The 24,621-nt window shown below is 54.0% G+C and carries 20 protein-coding genes; 14 read left to right on the top strand and 6 right to left on the bottom strand.

Annotation, left to right across the window (positions count from 1 at the left end; genetic code table 11):
- Positions 1-151 precede the first annotated feature (151 nt).
- The 4 genes from AJE_RS10885 (at position 152) to AJE_RS10870 (ending at position 5,128) form a co-directional block, all read left to right on the top strand.
- Positions 152-478: a helix-turn-helix domain-containing protein gene (locus AJE_RS10885; protein WP_008950885.1), complete on the top strand. Its 327-nt coding sequence runs from the start codon at positions 152-154 to the stop codon at positions 476-478.
- A 132-nt stretch (positions 479-610) separates the two neighbouring features.
- Complete coding sequence (locus tag AJE_RS10880) at positions 611-3,301, top strand: M14 family metallopeptidase (RefSeq protein WP_008950884.1); 2,691 nt, start codon at positions 611-613, stop codon at positions 3,299-3,301.
- Positions 3,302-3,445: 144 nt separating this feature from the next.
- On the top strand, positions 3,446-4,141 hold the full coding sequence (locus tag AJE_RS10875) for a hypothetical protein (protein ID WP_008950883.1): 696 nt from the start codon (positions 3,446-3,448) through the stop codon (positions 4,139-4,141).
- A 51-nt stretch (positions 4,142-4,192) separates the two neighbouring features.
- Positions 4,193-5,128 carry a surface lipoprotein assembly modifier gene (locus AJE_RS10870; protein ID WP_008950882.1) on the top strand — a complete coding sequence of 312 codons (936 nt, stop codon included), beginning with the start codon at positions 4,193-4,195 and terminating at the stop codon, positions 5,126-5,128.
- Here AJE_RS10870 and AJE_RS10865 read toward each other — a convergent pair.
- On the bottom strand, positions 5,111-6,478 hold the full coding sequence (locus tag AJE_RS10865; protein ID WP_008609447.1) for a S8 family serine peptidase: 1,368 nt from the start codon (positions 6,476-6,478) through the stop codon (positions 5,111-5,113). The genes AJE_RS10870 and AJE_RS10865 overlap by 18 nt on opposite strands.
- A 120-nt stretch (positions 6,479-6,598) precedes the next feature.
- Between AJE_RS10865 and AJE_RS10860 the strand changes: the two genes are divergently transcribed.
- From AJE_RS10860 to AJE_RS10845, 4 genes are all read left to right on the top strand, one after another.
- Entirely contained in the window at positions 6,599-7,093 is a 495-nt protein-coding gene (locus AJE_RS10860) for an RNA polymerase sigma factor (RefSeq protein WP_008609448.1), read from the top strand.
- Positions 7,084-7,788: an anti-sigma factor gene (locus tag AJE_RS10855; protein ID WP_008609449.1), complete on the top strand. Its 705-nt coding sequence runs from the start codon at positions 7,084-7,086 to the stop codon at positions 7,786-7,788. Before AJE_RS10860 ends, AJE_RS10855 begins: the two co-directional genes overlap by 10 nt.
- Positions 7,789-7,804: 16 nt before the next feature.
- Positions 7,805-8,308, top strand: coding sequence for a CC0125/CC1285 family lipoprotein (locus tag AJE_RS10850; RefSeq protein ID WP_237709344.1), 504 nt, complete (start codon positions 7,805-7,807; stop codon positions 8,306-8,308).
- Between the two features lie 233 nt (positions 8,309-8,541).
- Positions 8,542-8,730, top strand: coding sequence for a hypothetical protein (locus AJE_RS10845; RefSeq protein WP_008950880.1), 189 nt, complete (start codon positions 8,542-8,544; stop codon positions 8,728-8,730).
- Positions 8,731-8,878: 148 nt separating this feature from the next.
- On the opposite strand, the gene AJE_RS10840 is transcribed toward AJE_RS10845, so the two are convergent.
- The 3 genes from AJE_RS10840 to AJE_RS10830 form a co-directional block, all read right to left on the bottom strand.
- Positions 8,879-10,258: a histidine-type phosphatase gene (locus tag AJE_RS10840; protein WP_008950879.1), complete on the bottom strand. Its 1,380-nt coding sequence runs from the start codon at positions 10,256-10,258 to the stop codon at positions 8,879-8,881.
- Positions 10,259-10,272: 14 nt separating this feature from the next.
- Positions 10,273-11,682 carry a purple acid phosphatase family protein gene (locus AJE_RS10835; RefSeq protein WP_008950878.1) on the bottom strand — a complete coding sequence of 470 codons (1,410 nt, stop codon included), beginning with the start codon at positions 11,680-11,682 and terminating at the stop codon, positions 10,273-10,275.
- Positions 11,683-11,744: 62 nt separating this feature from the next.
- Positions 11,745-14,579 carry a TonB-dependent receptor gene (locus AJE_RS10830; RefSeq protein ID WP_008950877.1) on the bottom strand — a complete coding sequence of 945 codons (2,835 nt, stop codon included), beginning with the start codon at positions 14,577-14,579 and terminating at the stop codon, positions 11,745-11,747.
- Between the two features lie 226 nt (positions 14,580-14,805).
- Here AJE_RS10830 and AJE_RS10825 point away from each other — a divergent pair, with 226 nt between their 5' ends.
- Positions 14,806-15,705 carry a GGDEF domain-containing protein gene (locus AJE_RS10825; RefSeq protein WP_008950876.1) on the top strand — a complete coding sequence of 300 codons (900 nt, stop codon included), beginning with the start codon at positions 14,806-14,808 and terminating at the stop codon, positions 15,703-15,705.
- A gap of 4 nt (positions 15,706-15,709) precedes the next feature.
- Positions 15,710-16,726 carry an AraC family transcriptional regulator gene (locus AJE_RS10820; RefSeq protein ID WP_008950875.1) on the top strand — a complete coding sequence of 339 codons (1,017 nt, stop codon included), beginning with the start codon at positions 15,710-15,712 and terminating at the stop codon, positions 16,724-16,726.
- Here AJE_RS10820 and AJE_RS10815 read toward each other — a convergent pair.
- Positions 16,713-17,042 carry a hypothetical protein gene (locus AJE_RS10815; protein ID WP_008950874.1) on the bottom strand — a complete coding sequence of 110 codons (330 nt, stop codon included), beginning with the start codon at positions 17,040-17,042 and terminating at the stop codon, positions 16,713-16,715. The two genes, AJE_RS10820 and AJE_RS10815, sit on opposite strands and share 14 nt — an antisense overlap.
- Positions 17,043-17,215: 173 nt before the next feature.
- On the opposite strand from AJE_RS10815, the gene AJE_RS10810 reads away from it, so the two are divergent.
- Positions 17,216-18,052: a DMT family transporter gene (locus tag AJE_RS10810; protein WP_237709350.1), complete on the top strand. Its 837-nt coding sequence runs from the start codon at positions 17,216-17,218 to the stop codon at positions 18,050-18,052.
- A 361-nt stretch (positions 18,053-18,413) separates the two neighbouring features.
- Positions 18,414-20,177 (top strand): alpha-amylase domain-containing protein, encoded by a 1,764-nt coding sequence (locus tag AJE_RS10805; RefSeq protein WP_008950872.1) that lies wholly within the window; start codon positions 18,414-18,416, stop codon positions 20,175-20,177.
- 82 nt (positions 20,178-20,259) lie between these two features.
- Here AJE_RS10805 and AJE_RS10800 read toward each other — a convergent pair whose 3' ends face one another.
- Positions 20,260-21,489: an MFS transporter gene (locus tag AJE_RS10800; protein WP_008950871.1), complete on the bottom strand. Its 1,230-nt coding sequence runs from the start codon at positions 21,487-21,489 to the stop codon at positions 20,260-20,262.
- A gap of 181 nt (positions 21,490-21,670) precedes the next feature.
- Between AJE_RS10800 and AJE_RS10795 the strand changes: the two genes are divergently transcribed.
- Complete coding sequence (locus AJE_RS10795) at positions 21,671-23,977, top strand: glycoside hydrolase family 65 protein (protein WP_008950870.1); 2,307 nt, start codon at positions 21,671-21,673, stop codon at positions 23,975-23,977.
- The gene (gene pgmB, locus AJE_RS10790) at positions 23,974-24,618 is read left to right on the top strand and encodes a beta-phosphoglucomutase (protein ID WP_008950869.1); all 645 of its coding nucleotides are present in this window, start codon (positions 23,974-23,976) and stop codon (positions 24,616-24,618) included. The genes AJE_RS10795 and pgmB overlap by 4 nt, the downstream gene beginning before the upstream one ends.
- The last annotated feature ends 3 nt before the right edge of the window (positions 24,619-24,621 follow it).

Raw genomic sequence — 24,621 nt, 5'->3', positions numbered from 1 at the left:
GTTTTAAGCAGGCATTACGCCAACTCGCCGATCAATTAGTAGACTTGCCAGCCCGTTTGGCTGCAAGGGGTGTTCCAGATAGCATTTTGAAAATGCCTGTGATGGGGTTTACACATCTAGAACAACGATTAAACAAGTGGGGATTGTTAAAATGAGTACGACCAAAGGAGACAACGCCAGTAATGCCGACAGATTTGCATTAAAAAACACTCTATTGAAACAAATGCTTGCCGGAACTATTACGCTAGGCGAGCTTGCCAAAACACTGCGGAGTCAAGGTTTAAAAATGTCACAAACTCAGGTTTGTAAGCTTACCGGACTTAGCCGGCAAGTTGTAAGTGACATTGAGAATGATAATGGCAATCCTCGCTTAGATAATTTACGCAGTTACTTTAAATTATTAGGTTTGGAGCTCGCTGTTTTGCCAAGACAGCGTGCTGAGCTGGAGAGTCTGATACCACACTTAACTAACGACTGAGTGCACTAATACCCCGTACAACCTGCTAACCGTTTACAGCAGCCACTGGTCGCAATCCACAGTGCGGCCTCTTGTGCCGCTGCCCTGCTGCGCCTAAGGTAAGCAAAAAACACGATAACTTCGCGGGAACCTATGCGCTTATTTTATACCAGCTTGCTTACTGCCAGTTTGGCAGCCTTAACTTGTGTTGCCTCAGCTGCTGACATAAGCACCGCCCAGCCGGTGCCGTACTTTCCACAAAGTGATTACCGGCCGGATATCAGCCCGGTGCCGGAATTACTGGGCCATCAATTTGGTGAGCGCATTTCAGAGCCGGCGGCGATATCCCGCTTTTTTGAGCAACTGGCCAGCCGTTATCCGCAGAAGGTTAAGCTGGTGCACTATGGCAAAAGCTGGCAGGGCCGGCCACTATTTTATGCGGTAATTGGCAGTAGCAGCAATATCAGCCAGCTGGCCAAAATTGAAGCCGGGATGCGTAAACTTGCAGCGCCTGCAAGTCTGAGTGAGCCAGAAGCCAAACAGCTGATCGCCAGCCTGCCGGCCAGTGTCTGGATTGCCGGTAGCCTGCACGGCAACGAAATTAGCCCGGCCGATGCCGCTATGGCGCTGGCTTATCATTTACTGGCTGACCAAAGCGCCCTGACCCAGCAAATATTAAGCAACACCCTGGTCTATATCGACCCGCTGCAAAACCCGGATGGCCATCACCGTTTTGTAAGCCGTTACTATGCCACAGTAGGCCTGGAGCATTCGCCGGATCGGTTGTCGGCCGAGCACAACGAGCCCTGGCCCAATGGCCGTACCAACCATTACCTGTTTGATATGAACCGCGACTGGATTTCGTTAACCCAACCGGAAACCGCCAGCCGCGTGAAAGCACTGCAGCAAATGTATCCGCTGCTGTTTGTCGACTCGCATGAAATGGGCGGCGATATGGGATATTACTTTAGCCCTGAGGCCGAGCCCTACAACCCGCATATTCAGACCAGCCAGCGCCAGGTGCTGAGTAAGGTGGGCCAGAATAATGCCAAATGGTTTGACGAGCTGGGCTATCACTACTTTACCCGCGAGATTTTCGATGCCTTTTACCCCGGCTATGGCGCCAGCTGGCCGCTGTATTACGGCAGCGTATCGATGACTTATGAGATGGCCTCAGCACGCGGCCATCATTACCGGATGCAGGATGGCCAGATCCTGACATTTGCCGATGGTATTCAGCGTAATTTTGTCGCCTTTAAAGCCACGCTGGAAACCGCCAGCCAGCAGGCCAGTACCTTACTGCAAAACTTTTATCAGTACCGCAAAACTGCGGCGGCACAGGGCGAAAAAGATGGCCTGCGTAGCTTTATCTTTGCTGCCGAGCGCGATCTGGCCGGCCATCAGAAACTGATGGGCGTGCTAACCCAGCATGGCATTAAAGTAGAGCAGGCGCAGCAGGCGTTTCGTGCCTGTGGCAAAGACTATCAGGCGGGCAGTTATCTTATTCGCACCAATCAGCCGAGCTACCATTTAATGCGCACCCTGCTCGATGATACGGTGCCGATGGATAAAGCCTTTTTAGAGAAACAGGAGCAGCGCCGCGCCAATAACCTGCCGGATCAGATTTACGATGTTACCGCCTGGTCGTTACCATTGATGTATAACCTGGAAATGCAGCGCTGTAATCAGGCACCGCGGGTTAATACCACTGTGGTGGGCCCGGATACCCTGATCGCCGGTAGCGTTAGTAACCCGGATGCACGCTACGGCTTTGTCGTGCCTTGGGGCGATATGGCGGCGGCGCGCTTTTTAAGCGCAGCACTGCAACAGGGGTTAATGCTACGCAGCAGTGATCTGCCCTTTACGCATCAGAATGGTCAGCGTTACCCGGCCGGCACCCTGGTATTAAGCCGTGCCGATAATCCGGCTGACTTAACCACCAAGGTACAACAACTGGCACAGCAAAGCGGCGCCAGGGTACAGGGGCTGGATAACAGCTGGGTAACGGAGGGGCCGAACTTTGGCTCCTTTAATGTGCCGGCTGTGCCAAAGATTAATGTCGCGATGCTGTGGGATGAGCCGACGAATCCGCTCAGTGCCGGCAGTGCCCGCTTTGTACTGGAGCGTGGTATCGGTTATCCGGTCACGGCAATTCGCCCGGCGCAGCTACGCAGTGCCGATCTAAGCCGTTATCAGGTGCTGATTCTACCGGCGACAGGTGCTGGCAGTTATCAGCAGGCACTGGGGAGTGTCGGCAGCGAGAATTTACGCCAGTTTGTGCAGCGTGGTGGTGTACTGATCACCCTTGGCAATGCCACCAGCTATTTGCTGGAAGGCGATAAGCCACTGCTAAGCAGCAAGCGCGAGTATCAGGTTAGTGAGCAGGATAAACCTGCCAGCGAAGCAAGAGTGCCAGGCCGGGTGTTGGCGGAATACCGTGAGTTCGAGCAGATGTTAAAGCCGTATCAGGCCGATCCGGACTGGGTGCCGGGCTTTATTGCCAATGCTGTGGTTGATCAAAACCATTGGCTAACCGCCGGTATCGCCGAACAGGTACGCAGCCTCTATGTTGGCAACCATATTTACCAGCCGCTGCGGATTAACGATGGCCGCAATGTGGTTAATTTCGCCGCCCCTAAAGATCTTCTGGCCGGTGGCTTTGTGTGGGAAGAAAACCGCCAGCAAATAGCGCATAAACCGCTGGTGATGGTGCAGTCGCACGGCCGTGGCCAGGTGATTGCCTTTACCCAGGAGCCAAACTTCCGCGCTTACGTCGATGGTATGCACCTGCTGTATATCAACGCCGTATTCCGCGGCGCCGCACACGCCGGCGCCCTGCGTTAAGCAGGATTGTCTTTCATCCCGAGCAGTGGCAGTTATGCCTTATGCCACTGCCTGAGATGTCTGGATAAGTTTCAAAAAAACGGGAATAAAATAGTGTTTTGATCCGTTACCTCGGTGTCAGTGTGACAAAAAGAGGAAACGATCATGAAAACAGTATTTAAACCATCATTAATTGCTTTAGCCTGTTTTTCTACCCTGGCGCTGGCGGATGTTAGCCTGAGTGTCAGCACTCAAACATCGGCTCAAACCGCGATGTCTGCATCTGCTGGCCAGGCGCAAAGCGGTTCTGCCAATGCGCAAGCTAGCCAAAGTAGCAATACCCAGGCCTCTGCCACTGCTTCGGTCAGCACACCCAATACCCTGCCTGGTGCTGACTCCGAGCCAGCAGATGAAGAAACCGTTGCAGTACCTACTACCATTGCCGGTAACGCCGATGCAGCAACCGACACCAACACTGAAAGTGAAGGTGAGCTGGCACTGGGCTTAACCGACCTGCTGGCAGACAAAGCTATGACACAGCCGGCTCTGCCTGAGCTACCCACTGCCACGGTAACCGAGGCGGTAGCCAGTATTGATGCGGCCAGCACCGTTGCCAATGCGCTGACGGTGAGCTCTCAGGTGCAAGGTTTGGCGTCAGGCAGTGCAGAGGCCGCTCAACAAACGGCCGGGGCCGTTACTGCGAATGTCAGCCAGGCAGTGCAACAGCAGGTTCAGGGTTCAGCCAACCAGTTGGTGCAGCAAGCTGCCAGCGCTGAAGTGCTGCAAAACGTCAATCAGGCTGTTAACGCTGAAGTCTCGAACAGCGTTCGGAACAGCCTGCGGCTGACCACCGGTCTGTAATATGCACCGGGCCCTGCCCGCTGCAGGGCTCGCTTTTGCAGGAGTATTCCCATGTTATGCTTTCGCCATACTTTGCCCGCTACCGCCCTGCTGAGCCTGCTGCTTACCCCGGCGCTGGCGGCACAAACTACAGAGTCCGCCGCACCGGCCTGGGGTTTTTCCGGTAAGGTGCGGGCGGGGTTAGAATATCAATCTAACGTCAATGTCAGTGAATTAAACCAGGCCAGTGGCCGCTCCGATAATGCCCGTTTGCTGGAAGCCGATGTCAATGCCAGCTGGCAAGCCACTGATAAGCTACAAGTGTTTGCTGGCTATTCGCTGCAGGATAAACAGTATCAAAATGCGGACGACTATAATCTCAGATTGCAGCTGGCCTTTTTAGACAGCCAGTATCAATTGGGTGCCACCAGCTTAGGCATCAACCTGTACCATGCCGATGCACGCTTGGCGTCTGCTCCCTTTTTAACCTTAACCCAAAGCAGTGTCTACGCGATGCACAGTGCCAGTGATACCTGGTATCTGCGCCCGGCACTAACACTTGGCCAAAAGCGTTTCGATAACATCAATGGCCGTGATGCCCAAACACGTAGCCTTAGTGCCGACAGTTTCTGGTTTAGTGCTGATGGTCAGCGCTTTATCAGCCTGGGCCTGCGTTACGATTGGGAGGCCGCCGATGCCACTGAGTTCCGCTACCAGGCACCGGCCGTGCAACTGAAAATGTCGACCCGCTTTACCGCCTGGACCTTGCCGCAGCAACTGCAGTTTGGCGCCCGTGTCGCCCGGCGCCAGTATCAGAGCCATAGTGTGGCCAATACTGCAGCTGCCCGTAACGACTTGCAACGTCAGCTGGATCTGCAATGGCAACTGGGGCTGTCAGAGCACTTTGCCCTGATTAGCAAACTGGAGTTCGGTGATTTTCAGTCCATCCTCGATAGCGCAGATTACACCGAAAGTCGCGGCTCACTGTCGCTACAACTGAGTTTCTAGCGGCGGTTCGATCACCCCGTGCCCCGTTACCGGATCTTTACCCGGCTCGCCAAGGTCGCGGGCCTGCTGCATCAGTAACTGATACACCTGCTGATGCGTTAATTGCGGCTGTGCGGCCCGCCAGCAAGCCACCGCAGCACTGACGACGGGTGCTGCCAAAGAGGTCCCACTTTGTGGCTGCACCTGACCATTGGCGGTCAGTGCTGCTACTCTTACCCCGACGGCGGCGAAATCGATATAGTCGCCCTGATTAGCCCAACGATAGGGAGTCATATCCGGTGCCACTGCGGTTACTGCAATCACTCCCGGATAGGCCGCCGGATATAAAGGGGTTGCCGCAGGGCCGCCATTGCCGGCAGCCGCCACCAAACTTAGTCCGCGGGCCTGTAATTGTTGGATCAGTAACGCCAGCACCGGGTTATCAGGTCCGGTCAGACTGAGGTTAATCACCTGCAGCGGCTGACTCGCCAGCCAGTCCAGTGCCGTCAGTAAGTGCTCTAAACTGGCGGATTGCTGCACCGCATTGCTGGCATAAAAAGCCGCGGCACTGTACAAAGTTAATTGCGGTAATAACGGCGTGATCGCCGGGTCGCGCGCCGCCAGCAAACTGGCCACCGCCGTACCATGGGCATAACTGGCTGCCAGCTGTTCAGGTAAAAAGCGCCGCGCCACCAGATTAAAGTGCCCGCTTTGCACGGCCAGCGCAGGCAACTCAGTATTAATATCGGTATCGACCATTCCCAGGCTGACCGGCCAATTGCACATGCTGGCCTTACTCTGAGCCGCGGCCTGCGGCGCTGCGGTGCTGGCTTGCTGCTGCGGCTGGTACAAATGATTACGCCCACTGTAACGCAGTAGCTCGGCACTAAATTGCTGCGCTAATGCAGACGCCGAATCAAGGGCTGCTGGCACCTTTAATGTCACTAACGTTAGCTGCAAAGCAGGTAAAGGCTGTTGTCGCTGCAGATAACCGGCCAGCTCAGGCCAGCGCTGCAGCAAAGCCTGCCACTCGTCTGCGGTTAGTAACAATAGCCACTCGCGTTCTATGGCACGAAAGCCCTGCTCCACTTCAACTTCGCGCCAGAGTGGTTCACCGCTTAGGGTCAGGATGTCCTGTACCGCCGGTAGCTGCAGTGGGTCGGGCAAGGTCGCCAGCGTGGCCAATTGCTCGCGCAAGCGCTGCTCGGCAAGCTGTTGTTGCAGTTGCTCAGTTTGCCGCAACAACTCGGCGGTGGGTTGCTTTAAGGTATCAACCAGAGGCGGCGGCAGCTCAGGGGGGCGCACTACCTGCCCTGGGCTGACAGCAGGCAAACCGGCCAGAAACAGTGCTGCGACTAAGGTTTTTTTCATCAACACACCTCTTTAACTTGCATAACTTGTATCATGCTAACGGCTGGTGTCAAAAAAAATTCCCTGCTGCTGGAATAAAAGGTCAACCTCAGCCGTTATCCCGGTAAAAGGAGAGCGCTTATGACCAAAGCTGACTTACAATTACTACTCCCGGCCTTACGCCGCTTTGCCTATTCGCTAACGGGCAGCCGCGCTGATGCCGATGATTTAACCCAAAACACTCTGGTCCGTTTGCTGGACCACCCGACACCCGATGGTGTGCCAGCGGCACAGTGGGCCTTTCGGATTTGCCGTAATTTATGGATAGATGAATACCGCGCCCGGCGCGTAAGGCAGACGGCCCAGCCACAGATAGAGTATGAAACCCTGACCGAAACCGATGGCGAAGCGCAGCTATTAAATGATATTCAGCTGACTCAGGTTGGTAAGGCCCTGGATACGCTACCGCCCGAGCAGCGTGAAGTTTTATCGCTGGTGGCGGTGGAAGGGATGAGCTATCAGGAAGCGGCCTCAGTTCTGGCGATTCCGGCTGGGACTATTATGAGCCGGCTGGCCAGAGCGCGGCTTGCCATCGCCAACAAGTTAAAATTACCCGGGGGGCTGACATGCAATTAACCGATGAACTGTTATCTGGCTTTCTGGATGCCAGCCTATCCGAAGCTGAGATGGCCCTGGTGCGTCAGCAGTTGCTGGAAGATGAAAGCTTAGTGGATCGCCTCGCCAGCCTGGCCATGGTGGATGTGCTGGTGCAGCAACATGCCAGACAAATTGAGCAAACGCCTATTCCTGAGGCGATCACCGCACTGCTGCACGGCGCAACAACGCCTGAAACGGCAGAAGTGATCCCCTTTCCGTGGTGGCGCCGCGCCAGTCAACAGCTACAACGTCACGCCGCTGCCGTCGCTTGTGTGGCACTGCTTGCCGGCTATGGCGTAGCACAGTGGCTCCCCGACAGTGGCAATAGCTTCGCCGCACAACTGGCGGTAGCACTCGATAGCACGCCAAGTGGCCGTCAGGTGCAGGTGCAGGATCAGCAGTTAACGCCGCAACTGAGTTTTATTAATCACAGCGGAGAGTTTTGCCGCTACGTCAGCCTGCAGAGTGCAACGCAGCTTACCGAAACCATCGCCTGTCGTACCACAAACGGCTGGCAGCAACAGGCCAGTATCACGGTGGCACAGCACCGTCAGGCGGGCGGCTATCACACCGCCAGCGCCGCCATGCTGCTGGATCCGATGCTGGACCAATTAATGGCGGGGCAGGCATTAGATGCGACGGCTGAACAGCGATATTTAAAATCACAACACTAAGCATGTTTCGGAGGTGATGATGAGTAAAGTGTCCTCTTTAGCAAAACCTGGGCTGTTACTGGCGGTGTTATTGCTCGCCGCCTGTAGCAGCAAACCGGATTACCGGCCTGCACTAAACGGCGGTTTCGGCTATGCCGAACAGCGCATAGCCGATAATTTTTACCGGGTCAGCTTTAAAAGCCGTGGTGAAGATCGCGAGCGGGCCAAAGCTTATGCGATGCAGCGCGCTGCCGAACTTACTGCAGAGCAGGGGTTCGACTGGTACCTCGTGGTTGAGCAGGAAACGCTGCGGGAGCGGCAACGCGATAACAGCAGCCAGCTTGGCGTTAGCTATCAGCAGGATACGGTGCGCGACTGTTCATTGCTGGGCTGTCGCACCCGTACTGTTCATCGACCACAATATGAAGCCGGTATCGGCCTGGATAAGCGTAATGAGGTCGAGGTGGTGCTGCAGATCAGAATGGGTAAGGGCGTGATGCCGGAACGTGGCGCTTATCCGGCAAGCGTACATCGTCACTAACCCTTGTTGTCGCTGCCGGAATGGCGAGCGCTGACCAAATACCGCACCGGAGCGCCCTCACGGCTTGGAAATAACATAGGCAGCCAGATTGGCGTAGCGCAGCACTGCGCCAGCTGCATTTTATGCAATGCTTTTTCCGTTTAATTTTTGCACAAAGTGCGGGATTTTTTCATTAGACGTTAGCGCATTTTTTGACCAAATTATGACTCCCAAGCTAACCCAACAGGTGCCATATGACCTCGCCATTCGTACTGACAGTACATAAAAACTTTGCCTTTAAATTGAAGGAAGCTGGCTGCGACCCGCAGCAAATTGCATCGCATTTACAGGAAGTGTTACTGGAAGATGAAGAAATTACGCAGATCATTCAGGAACTGAGTAGCCAGCCGGAACGCTTTAGCTCCCGCCAGGATTTCGCTTGATCCCAAAAATGTTGGGGGCTTTTGCCCCCAACCAAAACCACTTGGGTAAACATCCAGGAAGGAAGTAGAGGTAACCACTACTCTGCTTATCTTACCCCTGCCCCATGACCTTTTTGTGACACCTCAGTGGCAGTTCCATGAAAAAGGGTTAAAACAGTAAGCAGCGGCGCAGCTCGCTGCTGCTGTAAAAATATCGGCTACCGGCAACAGGCTGGCAGTGTGCGGCAAAGGCGGTTTCCTGTTCGTGATGTAACATCCGGATCAGGGTTAGCCCCTCAGCATTGCGATAGACTTCCCACTGTACATTGGCAGACATCGGTGCGACCCGTCCACTGCGCCAGGGGCTATTCTGGTAGCGATAAAGCACGTTTTCCGGTAGCGGCTCACTGGCGCCGGCTATGCCAAGAAAGGCCGCCAGTGGCATTAACACCTGGGCATGAGTAAAACGGATACTGGCCACGTAGCCGTTTGGCTGCTCGGCTTTATCCAGCATATCGGCAACTAAACGCCCGGCTAAGCGATAGGTAATATCATCGCCGGCAAACGCCGGGCCACGGCCATAGAAAGAATCCGCATCATCCAGCTCAGCCAGCGGCAACAGATGCTCGTCCAGCAAGATATCAGCAAAATCAAACGGACCTTCCAGCGTTAGATTACTGGCAATGCTGTACAGGCTAAACAGTACATTGGCCGCATCCAGCGGATTACGAATAGCGTCATCATCGTCCGGCAGGGTCAGCTCAATCTCACCCTGCTGCAGGCGACTAAGAAATGCCGGGCTAAACAGTCTGGACAACATCGCCAGGGCGGCATCTTGCCGCGCTGGGTCAGCTTCCAGTTGTTTCATCACCCGCATTAGCCGCGGATCGCTTTCGCGGTAACGCTCAAAATCTTCACTGCCCTCGGCTTTGTAAAAATACAGCGTAGCTTCATCCGCTCTGGCAGCATCAAGCAAGGGTACAAGTGCCGGCAGCTCCGCCGTTAATCCTGCTACAAAGGCATCGCCACTTTGGTCGGCACGCTCACGGCCCGAATGTAGCACTTCGATCCGCAGCTGCTGCGCGATGGCCTGCTCAAATAACCCCGGCAACCTTGCCAGTAAACGCTGGGCCATTTGTTGCTGCTCCTGCACACCTAAAGCAGAGATTTCACCATACTTATCTGGCTGATGCGCCTGATGCAGCCGCTGCACCAGCTCTGCCAACTGCTCACCACGTGCAGTTAAGCCCTGCTCAGCGGCGGCCAGCGCCAGTAGCTCAAGCATTAAGATATCGTCGCCTTTACTGGATAAAAAGCGCGAGCCATGGCGCGCCACATGTTGCAGGCCTACCGCAGTAAAGCCCGCTGGCGCAGCACTGTAACTATGCCAGTCTTGCTGCGGCTGGTAGGGCGTTTTACTGGTCAGTAAAAACCTTTCCGCGACCGGCGTCGTGGTAGCTTGCTCACCAGTTGGTGTAGCCGCTTGCTGCACGGGCTGGCAGGCTGTTAATAGCCAGGTCAGACTTAACGTTAAAAGCGTTTTTTGCATAGCACTCTCATCACTTAAAGATTAAACGGCAGTGCCGGTAAATTAAATTCGGTACTGTTCCAGCAGCGGTTAGCCCGCACTCTTAACTCTGTTGGTGTTCCACAGAGCCGGGTTGCCGGCAGGTTAGCGGCTTCTTTTAAGGTGCGCTGCTTGCCCTGTTTCTGGATCACAAAACCATCGTACAGCTCACCGGTCACGGTTAACGCCTGATATTTCAGCTCGTTTTCGGTGATATCAATCAGTTGGAACAGCTGTGTATCTTCCGCCAGGCGCTGCATGTGCTGGCGTGATGTGTCGCTACTCAGATACATTTTCGGGCCGGCCACCGAAACGATATACACCGCTCCGCTCAACTGACCATTGCTTGCCTGCTGACTAACGCGGCCATAGGTATGGTCATGGCCCTGCAGCACCAGATCAACCGAAAATTGATCCAGTACCGGCTGCCAGTGCTGGCGCAGGAGCGGGTTATCGCGGCCCTGGGATACCGAGAACATCGGATGATGGTAAGTGACCACTGTCCAGCGCGCCGGGTTGTTGCCAAGCACCTGTTTTAACCACTGTGCCTGTAACTTTGCCATGGCCTCGTCCTGCAGCGCCGCCATTGAATTAAGCGAGATAAAGCGCACGCCCTGATAGTCGGTGTAATACACCGTTTCCTGCAGCGGTGCCGGACCATTGCGCAGCCCGTTAAACTGGGCCGCGAACTGCGGCACCAGATGATGCTGCTCCTGCTCGTCCTCAACATATTCGTGATTACCCGGCGTAATAAACTGGTTCAGCATGGCACCAGCCCAGCCCAGAGCATCAAACCACTCGCCCCACTCGTTGTCGTGGTTGCCCTCACGGCTACTGACCAAATCGCCGGCATGCAGCATCAGTTTGGCTCTTGGCCGGGTTAACAGCGCTTCGCGCATTACCCGCGATACCTGAGACTTATTGTGGTTTTGCGCATCACCAAAATAGATAAAGGAAAAGGGTGCAAAGCCCGCTGTTGCGGTACGAAATTGCAGCCATTCACTCCAGGTACCGGCCCCTTTTACCCGATACACATATTGGGTATCTGCTTTAAGATCGCTAAAAGTCACACTATGTTGCAGCGCCAGACCATTCTCGGTTTGAATGCTCTGGCTAGTCGCTGCCACCCGGCTACTTTGCCAAACAAAGCCCGGACCGCTTTGCGCCAGTGCAATTTCCGCCTCTGGCTTCAGTAAGCCGGTGTTGGTGCGCCAATTTACGGTTTGGCTATGCGCCGGTTGTGTTGTTGGGATCAGGATAATCCGATCCGGAAAAACGCTCGCCTGATAGCGGCTAAGCTGCTCCGGCACCATCGTATAGTGTTTGGCCTGCGCGCCCATTTCGGTTGTAGCCAGCAGCGAGGTGCTGACCAGCAGCATAGCGCAGCTGAATAGGGTTAACTTCATAGAAACTCCGAACAGCAGGGCCGCCAGACGGCGACACCTGCAACAGCCGATTAGCAAAAAGGTTAGAACTTGCCGCTGACACCCAGCTGCCAGGCGCGGCCAAATTGCTCATGTTCATACACCCGGCCGCGCTCGCCCTGATAGCGGATGGCTTTGCTGTCGGTCAGGTTAGTGGCCTCGACAAACAGCGACAGCTGCTTGGTTAACTTATAACTGGCGCTAAAGTCCAGGGTGCCACGGCCATCCCAGTACAGGTTCAGATCCGGATTAGCGGTATCAAAGGCGTCGATATATTCAGAGCGGTAGTTATAGGCTAACTGGCTACTAAACTTTTCAATATCGTATTGCAAGGCCAGATTTACCGTATGGCGGCTGGTACCATTTAACTCGGTTTTACCAATCCCAAACGGCAGATCCGCTTGCGACTTGGTATGGGTATAGTTGGCAATAAAGCCCAGGCCACTTAAGGCACCTGGCAGGAAGTCCAGCGTTTGCTGCCAGTTCAGTTCCAGACCATAGAGGTAACCGCTGTCACCATTTTCTGGCCGCACCATATTAAAGCCGTCAAAGTCGCCACCGACGAACTGGCTACGCGCTTTAAAAATAGGATCTGATAACTTCTTGTAGAACACCCCGGCAGAAATCATCCCTACTGGTGGCATATAGTACTCACCGGTCAGATCCAGGTTATGTGCATAGGTTGGCTTTAACTCAATATTGCCGATATCGACAGTACCACGACCCGATTCGCGATCTTCAATAATAAAGTAGGGCACTAAATCGGCAAAGTTCGGCCGGCGAATACCGGTGCTATAGGCCGCCTTAATAATCAGGCCGCTGTCCAGCTCGTGCCGTAAATGGGCACTGGGGAAGAACTTGGTGTAGCTCTTACTGGCTTGTTGCAACGTCGCGGTGTCGGTATCCAAATCGTACTCGAAGGCATCACCGCTATTTTTGGTTTGCTCCACCCTGGCGCCAAACAGCACAGTGGTATTGTCCCAATCCAGTTTATTCTGGGCATAGGCCGCATAGATATCTTCTTTCGCTTTGTAATCGCCGGTAACCGACGCAGCACCGCGATCCAGGAAGTCGGCATTTTCAAAGATATCACGATAAATCGACACAAAATCACGGCGTAGTTTCGGGCCATTATTATAAAAACCATCGAAAGGCCGCGATTGCTTATCGATAATCGCCTCGGCGAAGGTAGGCGCATTACGGCCTACCGAGTTACGGAAGCGGTTTTCGTCATTCTCTTTTTCTTTTAGCCGCGCTTTAGCGCCAAACTTCAGCTCCGAATAAGCACTGCGCCACTGTCCTGGTAGGGTAAAATTCAGTGCGGCAGCCTGCTCAGTTTCTTCGGCACCACCGGTACGACGCTCATAACGACGCCAGTTCATATCAGCAGGCGCAAAGTTAAAGTCGGTGCGCACCACCTCACCGGCACTATTTAATACCTGAAAGGTCGGTAAGTCGGGGTTGCTAAAATCATAAGCGACCCGCGGCCGGCTGCGCTCGCGGTAAATTAAGTAATCACGGTTTGGATAGCTTTGCTTGGCAGAAGAGTGTGAGACCTGAAAATCAGTACTAAAGGTATCCATATCGATACGACCGCCCACTACCGAGGTATTGATCCGGTTAACAAAGGTACGGTGCCGTAACTCTTTATCAAAGGTGGCGCGTCCGGCCACACCTTGCTGCTGGTTTGAGCCAGCGGTATGACGTTCCCACTCGATAGTCAAGGTATCGCGGAATTCATTATCTTCAAACCGTGAGTAATTATGGCTTAAGTAAAAGTGCTTATTATCATCTACCCGCAAATCAAAGCGACCACTTAAGCCAGAGCGGATGCGTTTTAATTCGTAATCTTTAAATTCAGTAACCTGAGGCACATAGGCGCCGCTATCCAGCTGCATCCAGGTATGCTCAACGTTATCAGTGACCCGGTTGGTTTCGCTATGCTGACCGGAGAATAAAAAACCGGCCTTTTCGTTACCGTTAAACTTATCGCCATAGGTCAGGTTCAGTTTATAGGCATCGCCATTGCCTTTTTCATTACGGCCACCGGATACCTTGCCGCGTAAAATACGGCCTTTGCTATCCAAAGCACCCTGGGTCACGATATTGATATTACCGGCGATGGCATCGGCGTCCATATCCGGGGTAATGGCCTTGGTCAGCTCTAACAAGGAGATAATGTCTGACGGTATGGTGTCCAAATCAACGGCCCGAGTGCTGCTATCCGGCGAAGGCACCTGCACGCCATCAATTGAGACGTTGGCAAATTCCAGCGGCGCACCGCGCACGTTAACATACTTACCTTCGCCCTGGTCACGCTGAATGGAGGCGCCAACTAAGCGCTGCATCGCTTCGGCCACGTTATCATCCGGGAAGCGGCCCAGATAGTCTGACGACACCACCGATTTCAGGTTATCGGAGGCGCGCTGGATATTCAGCGCCCGTGACTGTGCATCACGGCTACCAACAATATTTAATACTTCAACCTGGTTGTTGGCGAAACGTAACGTCAGGGCAGCGCCCTGCTCCGCTGTCACCAACACATCTACCTGTTTTACCGCATAACCAAGATAACTCACCTCCAACTGATAGGTACCGGCGGCTAAGTTATCAAAGCGGAAGCGGCCCTGCCGATCAGTGGTAGTTTCGCGGTTGGTGCCGACCAGGCGGATAATAGCCCCTTGCAGCAGCACGTTACGATCATCACTGAGCTGACCGCGAATAGCCGGGCTATCCAGTTGCACAACGGAAACCGTTAGCGGTACATCGGCGCCCTGCGCCTGCACGGCGCCGCTGAAGATGCCAGCCGCCGCAATAGCCAGCATCAGGGAACTGCGTTTAAAGCGCGGGTTAAATCCAGGTTGAAGTAAAGCTTTCATCTTAGTGTTTTTCCTGAGGCAACAAATTCAGCGCTCAAGTGTGCTAAGCGGATATGACAAAAAAACGACAAATTGCCGCTAGATTGAGCTCCCCTGACCCGGGTCATTTTAGCTCAGACTAAAATAGTGCCGTCTCTTTACTGTCATGGCAGTGTCATCTGCTTGCCACAAAATACCCGTTATCAAGCGGGCAGCTGCGGCTGTACCTGAAATAGCGGATCTCTCTATGTGGCGACAACACCGGTATAAAATTGCGCTTACTTTGCTACTGCTGCAGGCAGCCCTTGTTCTGGCTTTTCAGCTGGGCGAAGTAAAACCCTGGGCCAGTATCGACTGGCTGGATATTCTGGGCGAAGGCATCGTGTTACTGGTGGCCTTGTGCTGGCTGACCCTGATTGTTACCAGCAGACCCGCCGGCCATATTACCGAGTGGCTGTACTATGGCAGCCTGCTGCTGGTCTGTTCCTTTACCCTTGATTTACTGGATGAATTTTTACGCTACCCGGCACATTTGCGTACTATGAGCTGGCTGGAGTCACTACCTGCGCCTCTTGGCATGCTGGCGCTAACCTATGGTTTAGTGGGCTGGCATCGCGAACAGCGAATAATTAACCGGCAACTGCAAGGGCGGGAGCTGTTTTTGCGTGACCACCGCTTGCTGGATCCTCTGACTCAGCTGTATGGTCTGGATTACCTGTATGCGGTGCTAAAGCGCGAAATTGAACTGCACCGCGAACAACAGCAGCCACTCAGTTTGCTGATGCTGGGGATTGATCAATTTAGCGCCTTTAACCGCCAGCACGGCATGGCCGCCGGCGATCAGTACCTGGTGCAGCTGGCTGAATTACTCAGTAGCCAATTACGCAGCTCTGACGTGCTGTGCCGCTATGCCGGTGATCGCTTTGTTGTGCTACTGGTCAATACCCGCCAGCGCGAGGCCGATATTATGGCGCAGCACCTGCAGCAACAACTGACCTTGCTTGACAGCAGCGAGCAGCAGTTAAGCTTATCCATCACCAGCCAGCAGGTCAATCATGCGGAAGCGGCGACTGTGCTGGCCCGCGCCGAACAACAGCTACTGGCGGTAAAGCGTAAAAGCCAGGCTTATCAGCTACAGCCGGACTAATACCTTGCTGCCGGGCGCCTTTAACCTCAGCGACAAAAACCTGCTACTGCGGCATGGTGTTACCGATCTGCTGCAATTAGCGCAGCGCCGTGGTGCCAACCTGCACAAACTGTTACACGGCACCCAGATATTTGAGCAGGATTTAAGCCTGGCCGAGAGCCGCTGCCATCATCGCGACTGGCTAACGCTAGTTGCACGCAGCCAGCAGCTAGCCAGCCCGGAACTGCCCTTTATTCTGGCCGATAGCCTGTTACACAATAAGCACAGCTCGCTCTGTCAAAGCTTGCCGCTGGCGGCAAACCTGGCGACCAGCCTGCGCCAGCTTTATTATTTCCGGCACCAATTGTTGCCGGGGATCTTTGTGTTGCTGCGCAAAACCGACAGCCACCTGAGTATAGTGCTCAAGCCCGCAGTGCAATTGGGCGCACAGCAAGCCTTTATTATCAAACTGGCGATGGCATTCTTAGTCCGTTTGGTGCAGCTGGGCACGCAGCGCGCCGACGAATTGAATATTCAGTTAAAGCAAACCGCGCCTGCGCATTTGGCGCATTTTAATAGTCACTGGCCCTGCCCGGCGCGCTTTAGTCAGCCGCTGGATGCGCTGCATATTCCGCTTAGTCTCTGGTATCAGCCTTTTATTACGCGCCAGGCTGCCGGATTCCGGGATCTGAGCCGCGCCTGCTATCAGTTAAACAGCCGTTTGCCACCGCAACGTGGTTTATTGGAGCTGATCCAGCGCCAGCTGTATCGGGCACTGCCGCAACAAGCCAGTCTGGAGCAGCTTGCCAGTTATCTGGGGCTAAGCAGCAGTAGCCTGAAGCGCCTGTTGCAACAACAAGACACCCATTTTGCCGCCCTGGCCGATGATTTACGTTGTGATCTGGCCAACTTACTGCTGTTGCAAAGCCGGTTATCCAACCGGCAACTGGCCAGCGAATTAGGTTATTCCGACGAGCATAACTTCCGGCGAGCCTTTAAACGCTGGACTGGTCATGTCCCCAGCAGCGTCAGACTTTGGTAAAACGGGGTACCGGTTGCGCCGGGTCAAAGCGTTTACCCTGCTCCAGTTGCTCAAAGATCCACAGTAGCTGGCCAACCTGTAATCTGACCTGGCCGGTCACTACCATCACGCCACTGACATAGGCACGAAAGGCCCCGCCTAATCCGGCAGCATCCGCTTCCTGCAATGCCTGACGCAATACCTGATCATGCAGGGTTTTATGAGCATGGCGGCGGGCATGTTGGTAGGCATGCCGCTCAGCCCAAAAGCTACCCAGCGCCTGATAAAGCGCATACAGTACTGCGGTACAGCACAAGGCTGTTAACAGAATAAACATTTCAGCCTCCTTTGGCGTGGCTATGGCAAATGACCCTTACAACCAGATACGTTGCTGATGCAAAGTTAGACCGCTCTCTTCTGTGTTAGTGCAACATCGGTTAGCATAGCCATCTTGACGTCTTATGAGTAATTGCAGTGCTTTGGATCCCCTTTACCTTGCTGGCAGCCTTTATGCAGGCCTGGCGCAATGCTTTTCAAAAACAGTTGAGTAAAGACGTCAGTGTTGCTGGCGTGACGCTGGCTCGCTTTATCTGGGCTTCGCCACTGGCAGCGTTGTATCTGGCGGGTCTTTATCAATGGCAACCCGTGGCCTTGCCTACCTTCAACCACCGCTTTGTTTTTTTTATTGTCGGTGCCGCTGTTGCGCAAATTATTGCCACCGCCTTAATGGTCAAACTGTTTAAGTTGCGCAACTACGCCATTGGCGCCGGATTGGCGAAAAGTGAAGCCATACTGGCTGCGATACTGGGAGTCGCCTTTTTTAGTGAATCGTTAAGTTTGCTGGGTTGGGTCGGGGTACTACTGGGTGCGGTAGCCGTATTCTTGCTAAGCGGCGCCAGCTGGCGACAGCTATCGTGGCCGGTATTATTACTTGGCATCAGCAGTGGCTTAAGCTTTGCGCTAACCTCGCTTTGGGTGCGGCAAGCCAGTTTGGCGCTGGGGCTACCTTTCCCACACGGTGCAGCCTGGGTGCTGTTGGTCGTGATTTTACTGCAAACCCTAATCTTACTCAGCTACCTGCTGTGGCGGGAGCGCAGCACCTTACTTGCTCTGTGGCGACGTCCGCGGCTGACCCTGTTGATCAGTATCAGTAGTTGCATCGGCTCAATCGGCTGGTTTACCGCCATGAGCCTGGAATCAGTCGCGTTGGTAAAAACACTGGGCCAGGTCGAAGTGTTGTTTATGCTGCTGATCTCCGCCTTTTTCTTTAAAGAAAAGCTGCAAAGAACCGATCACGGCGGCCTGGCGCTGATAGTACTGGCCGCCATCGCAGTGATGTGGGCCTAGTGTCCGACACGCCGGGCGCTCTGAACGCCGCCCGGCCATTAACCGGATTGCGATTTGCCTTGATCTGCGCAGAGCTAAGGAAGCGATCCGTATGCCCCCCTGTTTCCCTAAAACAGAGCAAATTTTTCGTTAATTAGTCGTTGCATACGTATTCATCTTGTTCACCTGCACCAACTTGGCCATAACAGTAGGGCTTTGTGCAAACTTTTAGTGCAAAGATCGTGAGGCCTGTTAGGTACAGCTGGTGGCGCTTGGAAGCGCGGGGAGTTACAACAAGGACAAAGTCGTGGGACGGCAAGGCATGAAGCCGGGTAGTACAACGACAGGCCGGAAATAAAACTTTTTATTTTCAGGTAAAACCATGCAAAATACAGCGAAAACCTCCATTTGGCAGCGCTTGCGCCACAGCATTATTGCCGTAACGGCACTCAGCTTTTGCCTTAGCCTGCAGGCCAATCCGTTACCGCAGATCCCGCCGCAACAGGTAAACAATACCATGTATCAGGCGTTTTACTGGGACGCCTATCCGGGCCTCTGGGCCAATTTACCCACTATGGCCGCGCCCTTGGCAGAACGCGGCATCACCTCGATCTGGTTGCCTCCTGCGGCTAAAGGCATGAATGGCACCAACAGCGTTGGCTACGATGTTTACGATTTCTGGGATCTGGGAGAATTTAACCAAAAAGGAACCATCGCGACCCGCTATGGTAGCCGCGCACAGTTGCAGCAGGCACTAAGTGCCCTCGATCAACTGGGAATACAGGCCTATTTTGATGTGGTGTTTAATCACCGGATGGGCGCCGATGTGCAAGAGAATATTCCCGGCTTTGGCCTGGCCTGGACCGGGTATCACTTACAAGGTCGCCAGGCACACTATACCCAGCAAAATTGGGGCTATCTGTGGCACGACTTCGACTGGAACTGGACGGCTTTTAATGGCTCGGACAACCAGTTATATCCCGGCAAATGGTGGGGCAATACGTTCCATTTTCCTTATCTGATGGGCGAAGATGTTGACTACAACCGCTTTGAAGTGCAGCAGGAAATGAAAGCCTGGGGTGAGTGGATCATCAACAATGTGGGCTTTAGTGGCTTTCGGATGGATGCGATTGCCCATGTCGACACTGATTTTACCCGCGATTGGATCAATCATGTGCAGTGGGCGACCAGCGACGATATATTCTTTGTCGCAGAAGCCTGGGTCAGTGATATCAATGGCTATCTGGACGCCGTCAATACGCCGCATTTACGTGCCTTTGACTTTAAACTACGCGAAGACTTTGTGGCCTTAAGTAGTGGTAGCAAAGATATGCGCTGGTGGGGAGGCCTGGTAAATAGCCGGCACCGAGACCGGGCGGTAACCTTTGTCGATAACCATGATACCAGCCGTGCCGGCAATCCTTATGGTATGCCACAGGTGATCAGCTATAAGAACCAGGCCTACGCCTACATCATGCTACGTGAACATGGTGTGCCGACTGTCTTTGCCCGCGATTACGATGAGTTTGGAATGGCTCCGACGCTGGATAAGCTGATTGAAGCCCGCCGTTACTTTGCCTATGGCCCTGGCCATGAATATTCTGGCAATACCGAGGCCGTGTATGCTTATGTACGTGAAGGGCTAAGCAATGTGCCTGGCACCGGTTTAGTCATGCTGATATCGGGTCGTAACTGGGGTGTGCAACAATCGTTTTGGATCAACAGCCGTCAACCCAACACCACCTTTTACGATTACACCGGCAATATCAGCGGCACCATCACCACTAATGCACAGGGCTTTGCCAATTTCCCGGTTAATATCAGTGAAGGGAATGGCTGGTCGGTTTGGGTGCCTCAGGCGCCAGCGGCCAATCAACCAGGCACTATTACGTTGCGGATGACCAAAGATGTTGGTTATGGTTTCTCGTTATTTTTCACCGGCAGCAGCCCGGATCTGACCAACTGGGGTGGCGGCATTGAGGGTACCTGGACCAGTGGCAACGTCTGGGAAGTCACTATTCCGGCGCAAGGTAACTTCGAGTGGAAAACCCGCAAAGGCCCCACCGGTGGTAGTGGGCAGGACTGGGAAAGTGGCAGCAATCACAACCAGAACAATCTGCATCCGAGCTTTAACGGCGGCTTTTGATACCGCTGTATAGTAACAAACAAGGGCGTCATGCTTTAAATGACGCCCTGATTATCCCGCCCCTATCACCGGTATCACAACACTAGCTGACGGGTGTGTGCTGACGTAGCCGCCTTAACCAGTACAGACTCAGTGCCAGCAACGATAACGGTAGCAAGGTCAGATAAAAAGCAGTCTGACCGCTAAAGCGGGCGAAAGTAAAGCCGGTGATAATGGAGCCGGTAGTGCCGCCCAATGCCGAAAACACCACGATAAGGCCGGTCATGGCGGCATGTTTGGTTTGCGGTAAGGCACTGAGAATAACCGAGTTAATCACCGGATACACCGGCGCCATAAATAACCCAATCAGCGGAAACAGATAGGCTGCCAGCGGCGCGTTCAGCAAATTGAGTTCCGCTGCCAATACCACATTTTTGGTCAGCGGCAGCGTCAGTAAAATCAGTACTGCCATGCCTATCAGGCAGCCATTTAACAAACCATACCAGTTCAGCGTTTTCAGTAACTGACCGGCCAGCAGACGCCCCAGCGCCAGACTGGCGGCAAAGATGCTGGTTAGCTGCACACTCAACTGATTCGGCAAGCCCAGTACCTGATTATTAAAAGTCGGCAACCAGCTGCCGATCCCCTGCTCCATCAACACATACAAAAATGCCGACATCACAAACACAAACACCAGCGGCCGGTAAACCAGCCTCAGCATGTCGAAAAAATCTTCTGCGGCATGCGTTACCGACGGCAATACCAGACGTGGAAACGGAGTACTTAACAGCAATAGCAGATTAATTGCCGCTAACGCCGCCAGCCACCAGTACACCTCTAACCAACCGGCAGACGCGGGCTGCAGCGGATCCATAAAATAAGCAAAGATCCAGTAGCCGCTAAGCACGCCCAGCATAAAGCAGCCCTCTATGGTATTGAGCAAAGACGCATGCTGTGCCTGATTGCTGGTCACCACACCTATGCTGGCATAAACCGAAACCTTTACCAGCGCAAAGCCGGCGCCTACCAATAAAAACAACAGCTTAGTAGTCAGAAAGGATGGCAGTAGCGGCATTGCCAGACAACCGGCGAATAACAGCGCCACGCCTATCAGCATCGCATTTTTATAGCCGAGCCGGGGTAACCAGGCCGCGATCAGAAAAGACACTACTGCTATCGGGATATCTTTAAAGCCCTCCAGCACACTGGCGGCTTCTTTGCTGATTTGGTAGCTGTGAATCACCTGCAGGATCACAGTACCAACACTGTTCAGCAGGATAGCGAACACAAAATAGGTCAGGATTAAACTGAGTTTGATCCGGAATATGGCCATAGTTATTTGCTCTTATCGTTATAAACGCTGTGCGCAGCCCTGTCTGTACTGCGGTTTTTTTAAGCATTGCGCTTGCACTATACACCGCTTAAGTTTATCTTTGCAATCGATTGCAATTAAATAAATCTTCATTGTATAGTGCCCGAAACGGTAAGACGCGTGCAAACAAACAGGTGATGTGATGACAACCCAAGCGCAACCCCCATCCGAAACTGTATTGGCCCTGGCCGCCTGGCAACTGCCGGATAACGACTACCGGCCTGCGGACTATATGCTTAAAGAAACCCTGCTTAGTCTGGGCAATGGTTATCTGGGTACCCGCGGCAGTTTTGAAGAAGGCGCACCGGCCGGCGTGCCGCACTGTGAGGGCACCTACCTGAATGGCGTCTACAGCAGTGAGCCTATTGTCTATGGCGAAAGCGCCTATGCCTTCGCCAAACACAATCATAAGATGCTGCAGGTAGCTAATGGTAAGGTACTGTGCGTAAGTGTGGACCAGCAAAGCGTCAACATCGGGGGGGCGCTATCTCATCAGCGGCAACTGGACATGCAAAGCGGCGTACTGCATCGCAACTGGATCTGGCAAAGCCAGAGCGGTAAACAACTGCAGCTGCAGAGCCGGCGTTTTATTTCCCAGCAAAGACCACAGCTACTGGTTATCGAACTGACCCTGACTGCCCTGAATTTTAGCGGCCCGGTAACACTGAGTAGTGCCCTGGATGCGGCTTACGCCGGTTATCATAAAGCCGACGATCCGCGCGTTGGCGTGATGTCGATTGCTGATAGCCTGAGCCTGCGGCAACAAGCGTTATTACCTCAGGGGGGCCAGATGTTGCATCAGGCCAAAGGCAGTGACAGTTGGGTAGTCGCCTGCTGGCAGGACCAATTACCGGCGGCAACACCATCTCTGCCGCCAGCGATAACCGCAGATAACTACTTACAGCAGGAATATCAGCTACACCTGGAGCAAGGTAAGCCGCTGAGCGTACACAAGCTGGTGGTCTACCAACACGCCGCAGCCGGTGCCGATACCGCACAGTTATGCCAGCAGGCACAGCAGACGTTACAGGATGCCGCCACTGCCGGCTTTAACACCTTACTGACCGAACAGCAGCAATGGTGGCAACAGTTCTGGCAGGGCGCGGATCTGGAAATTGCCGGCGATCTGGCGCTGCAACAAGGGATCCGCTTTAACCTGTTTAGCCTGGCGCAATCTGCCGGCCGTAACGGCCAGAGTAATATCGCGGCCAAGGGCCTGACCGGGCCGGGTTATGATGGTCACTATTTCTGGGACACCGAGGTCTATGTGATCCCGGTGATGAGCCTGCTGCAACCCGGGCTGGCCAGACAGTTACTGGCGCATCGCTATAGCCAGCTACCGGCCGCCAGAGCGCGGGCACGGCAGATGTCACATCAACGTGGCGCGCTCTATCCGTGGCGCACCATAGGTGGCGAGGAGTGCTCCGCTTACTTTCCGGCAGGTACCGCGCAATACCATATTAATGCTGCCATCGCCTATGCGATCCGTAGCTATTACCTGGCCAGTGGCGATCGCGATTTTATGGCCAGTATGGGGATGGAAATGCTGGTGGAAACCAGCCGGCTGTGGCTGGAGCTGGGCTTTTTTAATCCGCGTGCCGGCGGTCGCTTTGAGATCCATCAGGTTACCGGCCCGGATGAATACACCGCTATCGTTAACAACAACTACTACACCAATGCCATGGTAAAGCTGCAGCTGAGCTTCTGCTGTGAATTGCTGACGGCAGAACCCACCTGGGCAAACCGCCTGGGCGTGAGTAGCGAAGAACTGGCCAAGTGGCAACAAGCCGCCAGTCAGATGTACCTGCCCTACGACAGTGAGCTGCAAATCCATGCGCAGGATGATAGCTTTTTGCAAAAGCAGCGCTGGGATTTTGCCAACACGCCGGCGGAAAAGTACCCGCTGTTGCTGCACTTCCATCCGCTGGTGATTTACCGGCATCAGGTACTGAAACAAGCCGATACCGTGCTGGCGAATGTGCTGCTGGATGATCAGATCAGCCCGGCACAGAAAGCCCGTGATCTGGCGTACTACGAGCCTCTGACGACGCATGACTCCAGTTTGTCGGCCTGTATTCACAGTATCGCCTTTGCGGAAACCGGCGATATTACCCGGGCGCAGCACTTCTTTGGCGACTCAGCACGGATGGATTTGGATAACCACCATGGCAATACCGAAGTGGGTGTACATATCGCCTGTATGGCCGGCAGCTGGTTAAGCCTGGTGCAGGGTTTTGCCGGCGTGCGGGTAAGAGCTGACGGCCTGTATCTGGCGCCCAAGCTGCCACCGCAACTGGGGCAATTGCGCTTTCATTTGCAGTATCAGCAGCGCTTACTGCGCATTACCGTCACGGCCACAGAAGCCCGGTGCGAGCTATTAAGAGGCGAGCCGCTGACGCTTTATCTCCATGGTAAACCTGTTACGCTGACAACGGGAGCTCACTTATGATTCAGGCGGTTATTTTTGATTTAGATGGCGTGCTGACCGACACCGCCCACTATCATTTTCAGGCCTGGCAGGCACTGGCGCACTCTCTGGGAATAGCCTTTACCGAGCAGGATAACGAGCACCTGAAAGGTGTGGACCGGCTGGGCTCACTGCGACTGATCTTACAAAAAGGCGGCCTGACACTGCCTGCGGCCGAAGAAGAACGTTTAATGGCACGTAAAAATGCACATTATCTGCAGCTAATTGCCGGCATGACGGCAGCGGATTTATTTCCGGGGGTGCGCGAGTTGTTCGCCCGGCTGAAACAAAGCGGTATTAAACTGGGCCTGGCTTCGGCCAGTAAAAATGCAGCCTTTGTGTTGCAGCGGCTGGGCATTGCCGGGGAATTTGATGCCATTGCCGATGCCGCCACAGTTAAACATAGCAAACCGGATCCGGAGATCTTTTTGCAGGCAGCGGCGCTGCTGCAGATTGCACCGGAGCATTGCCTCGGGGTTGAAGATGCCGCCGCTGGCGTGACGGCGATTAACCGTGCCGGGATGCGCGCTATCGGTATCGGCCAGCCAGAGCAGCTACGCGAAGCGCTAATGGTTTTCCCAACACTGCAGGCATTGGACGCTGAGCTACTGCTGACACTGTAAGCG

Source organism: Alishewanella jeotgali KCTC 22429 (assembly GCF_000245735.1).
GTDB classification, from domain to species: Bacteria; Pseudomonadota; Gammaproteobacteria; order Enterobacterales; family Alteromonadaceae; genus Alishewanella; species Alishewanella jeotgali.
This window is presented reverse-complemented; position numbering and strand designations above follow the sequence as displayed.

Bases quoted from the DNA above. Each gene is read 5' to 3' on its own strand.
- AJE_RS10810 (WP_237709350.1), top strand. From the start codon at position 17,216: ATGCAGGCCTGGCGCAATGCTTTTCAAAAACAGTTGAGTAAAGACGTC.
- AJE_RS10835 (WP_008950878.1), bottom strand. From the start codon at position 11,682: ATGAAGTTAACCCTATTCAGCTGCGCTATGCTGCTGGTCAGCACCTCG.
- AJE_RS10885 (WP_008950885.1), top strand. From the start codon at position 152: ATGAGTACGACCAAAGGAGACAACGCCAGTAATGCCGACAGATTTGCA.
- AJE_RS10865 (WP_008609447.1), bottom strand. From the start codon at position 6,478: ATGAAAAAAACCTTAGTCGCAGCACTGTTTCTGGCCGGTTTGCCTGCT.
- AJE_RS10795 (WP_008950870.1), top strand. From the start codon at position 21,671: ATGACAACCCAAGCGCAACCCCCATCCGAAACTGTATTGGCCCTGGCC.
- AJE_RS10805 (WP_008950872.1), top strand. From the start codon at position 18,414: ATGCAAAATACAGCGAAAACCTCCATTTGGCAGCGCTTGCGCCACAGC.
- AJE_RS10855 (WP_008609449.1), top strand. From the start codon at position 7,084: ATGCAATTAACCGATGAACTGTTATCTGGCTTTCTGGATGCCAGCCTA.
- pgmB (WP_008950869.1), top strand. From the start codon at position 23,974: ATGATTCAGGCGGTTATTTTTGATTTAGATGGCGTGCTGACCGACACC.
- AJE_RS10845 (WP_008950880.1), top strand. From the start codon at position 8,542: ATGACCTCGCCATTCGTACTGACAGTACATAAAAACTTTGCCTTTAAA.
- AJE_RS10850 (WP_237709344.1), top strand. From the start codon at position 7,805: ATGATGAGTAAAGTGTCCTCTTTAGCAAAACCTGGGCTGTTACTGGCG.
- AJE_RS10875 (WP_008950883.1), top strand. From the start codon at position 3,446: ATGAAAACAGTATTTAAACCATCATTAATTGCTTTAGCCTGTTTTTCT.
- AJE_RS10815 (WP_008950874.1), bottom strand. From the start codon at position 17,042: ATGTTTATTCTGTTAACAGCCTTGTGCTGTACCGCAGTACTGTATGCG.
- AJE_RS10870 (WP_008950882.1), top strand. From the start codon at position 4,193: ATGTTATGCTTTCGCCATACTTTGCCCGCTACCGCCCTGCTGAGCCTG.
- AJE_RS10830 (WP_008950877.1), bottom strand. From the start codon at position 14,579: ATGAAAGCTTTACTTCAACCTGGATTTAACCCGCGCTTTAAACGCAGT.
- AJE_RS10860 (WP_008609448.1), top strand. From the start codon at position 6,599: ATGACCAAAGCTGACTTACAATTACTACTCCCGGCCTTACGCCGCTTT.
- AJE_RS10880 (WP_008950884.1), top strand. From the start codon at position 611: ATGCGCTTATTTTATACCAGCTTGCTTACTGCCAGTTTGGCAGCCTTA.
- AJE_RS10840 (WP_008950879.1), bottom strand. From the start codon at position 10,258: ATGCAAAAAACGCTTTTAACGTTAAGTCTGACCTGGCTATTAACAGCC.
- AJE_RS10800 (WP_008950871.1), bottom strand. From the start codon at position 21,489: ATGGCCATATTCCGGATCAAACTCAGTTTAATCCTGACCTATTTTGTG.
- AJE_RS10825 (WP_008950876.1), top strand. From the start codon at position 14,806: ATGTGGCGACAACACCGGTATAAAATTGCGCTTACTTTGCTACTGCTG.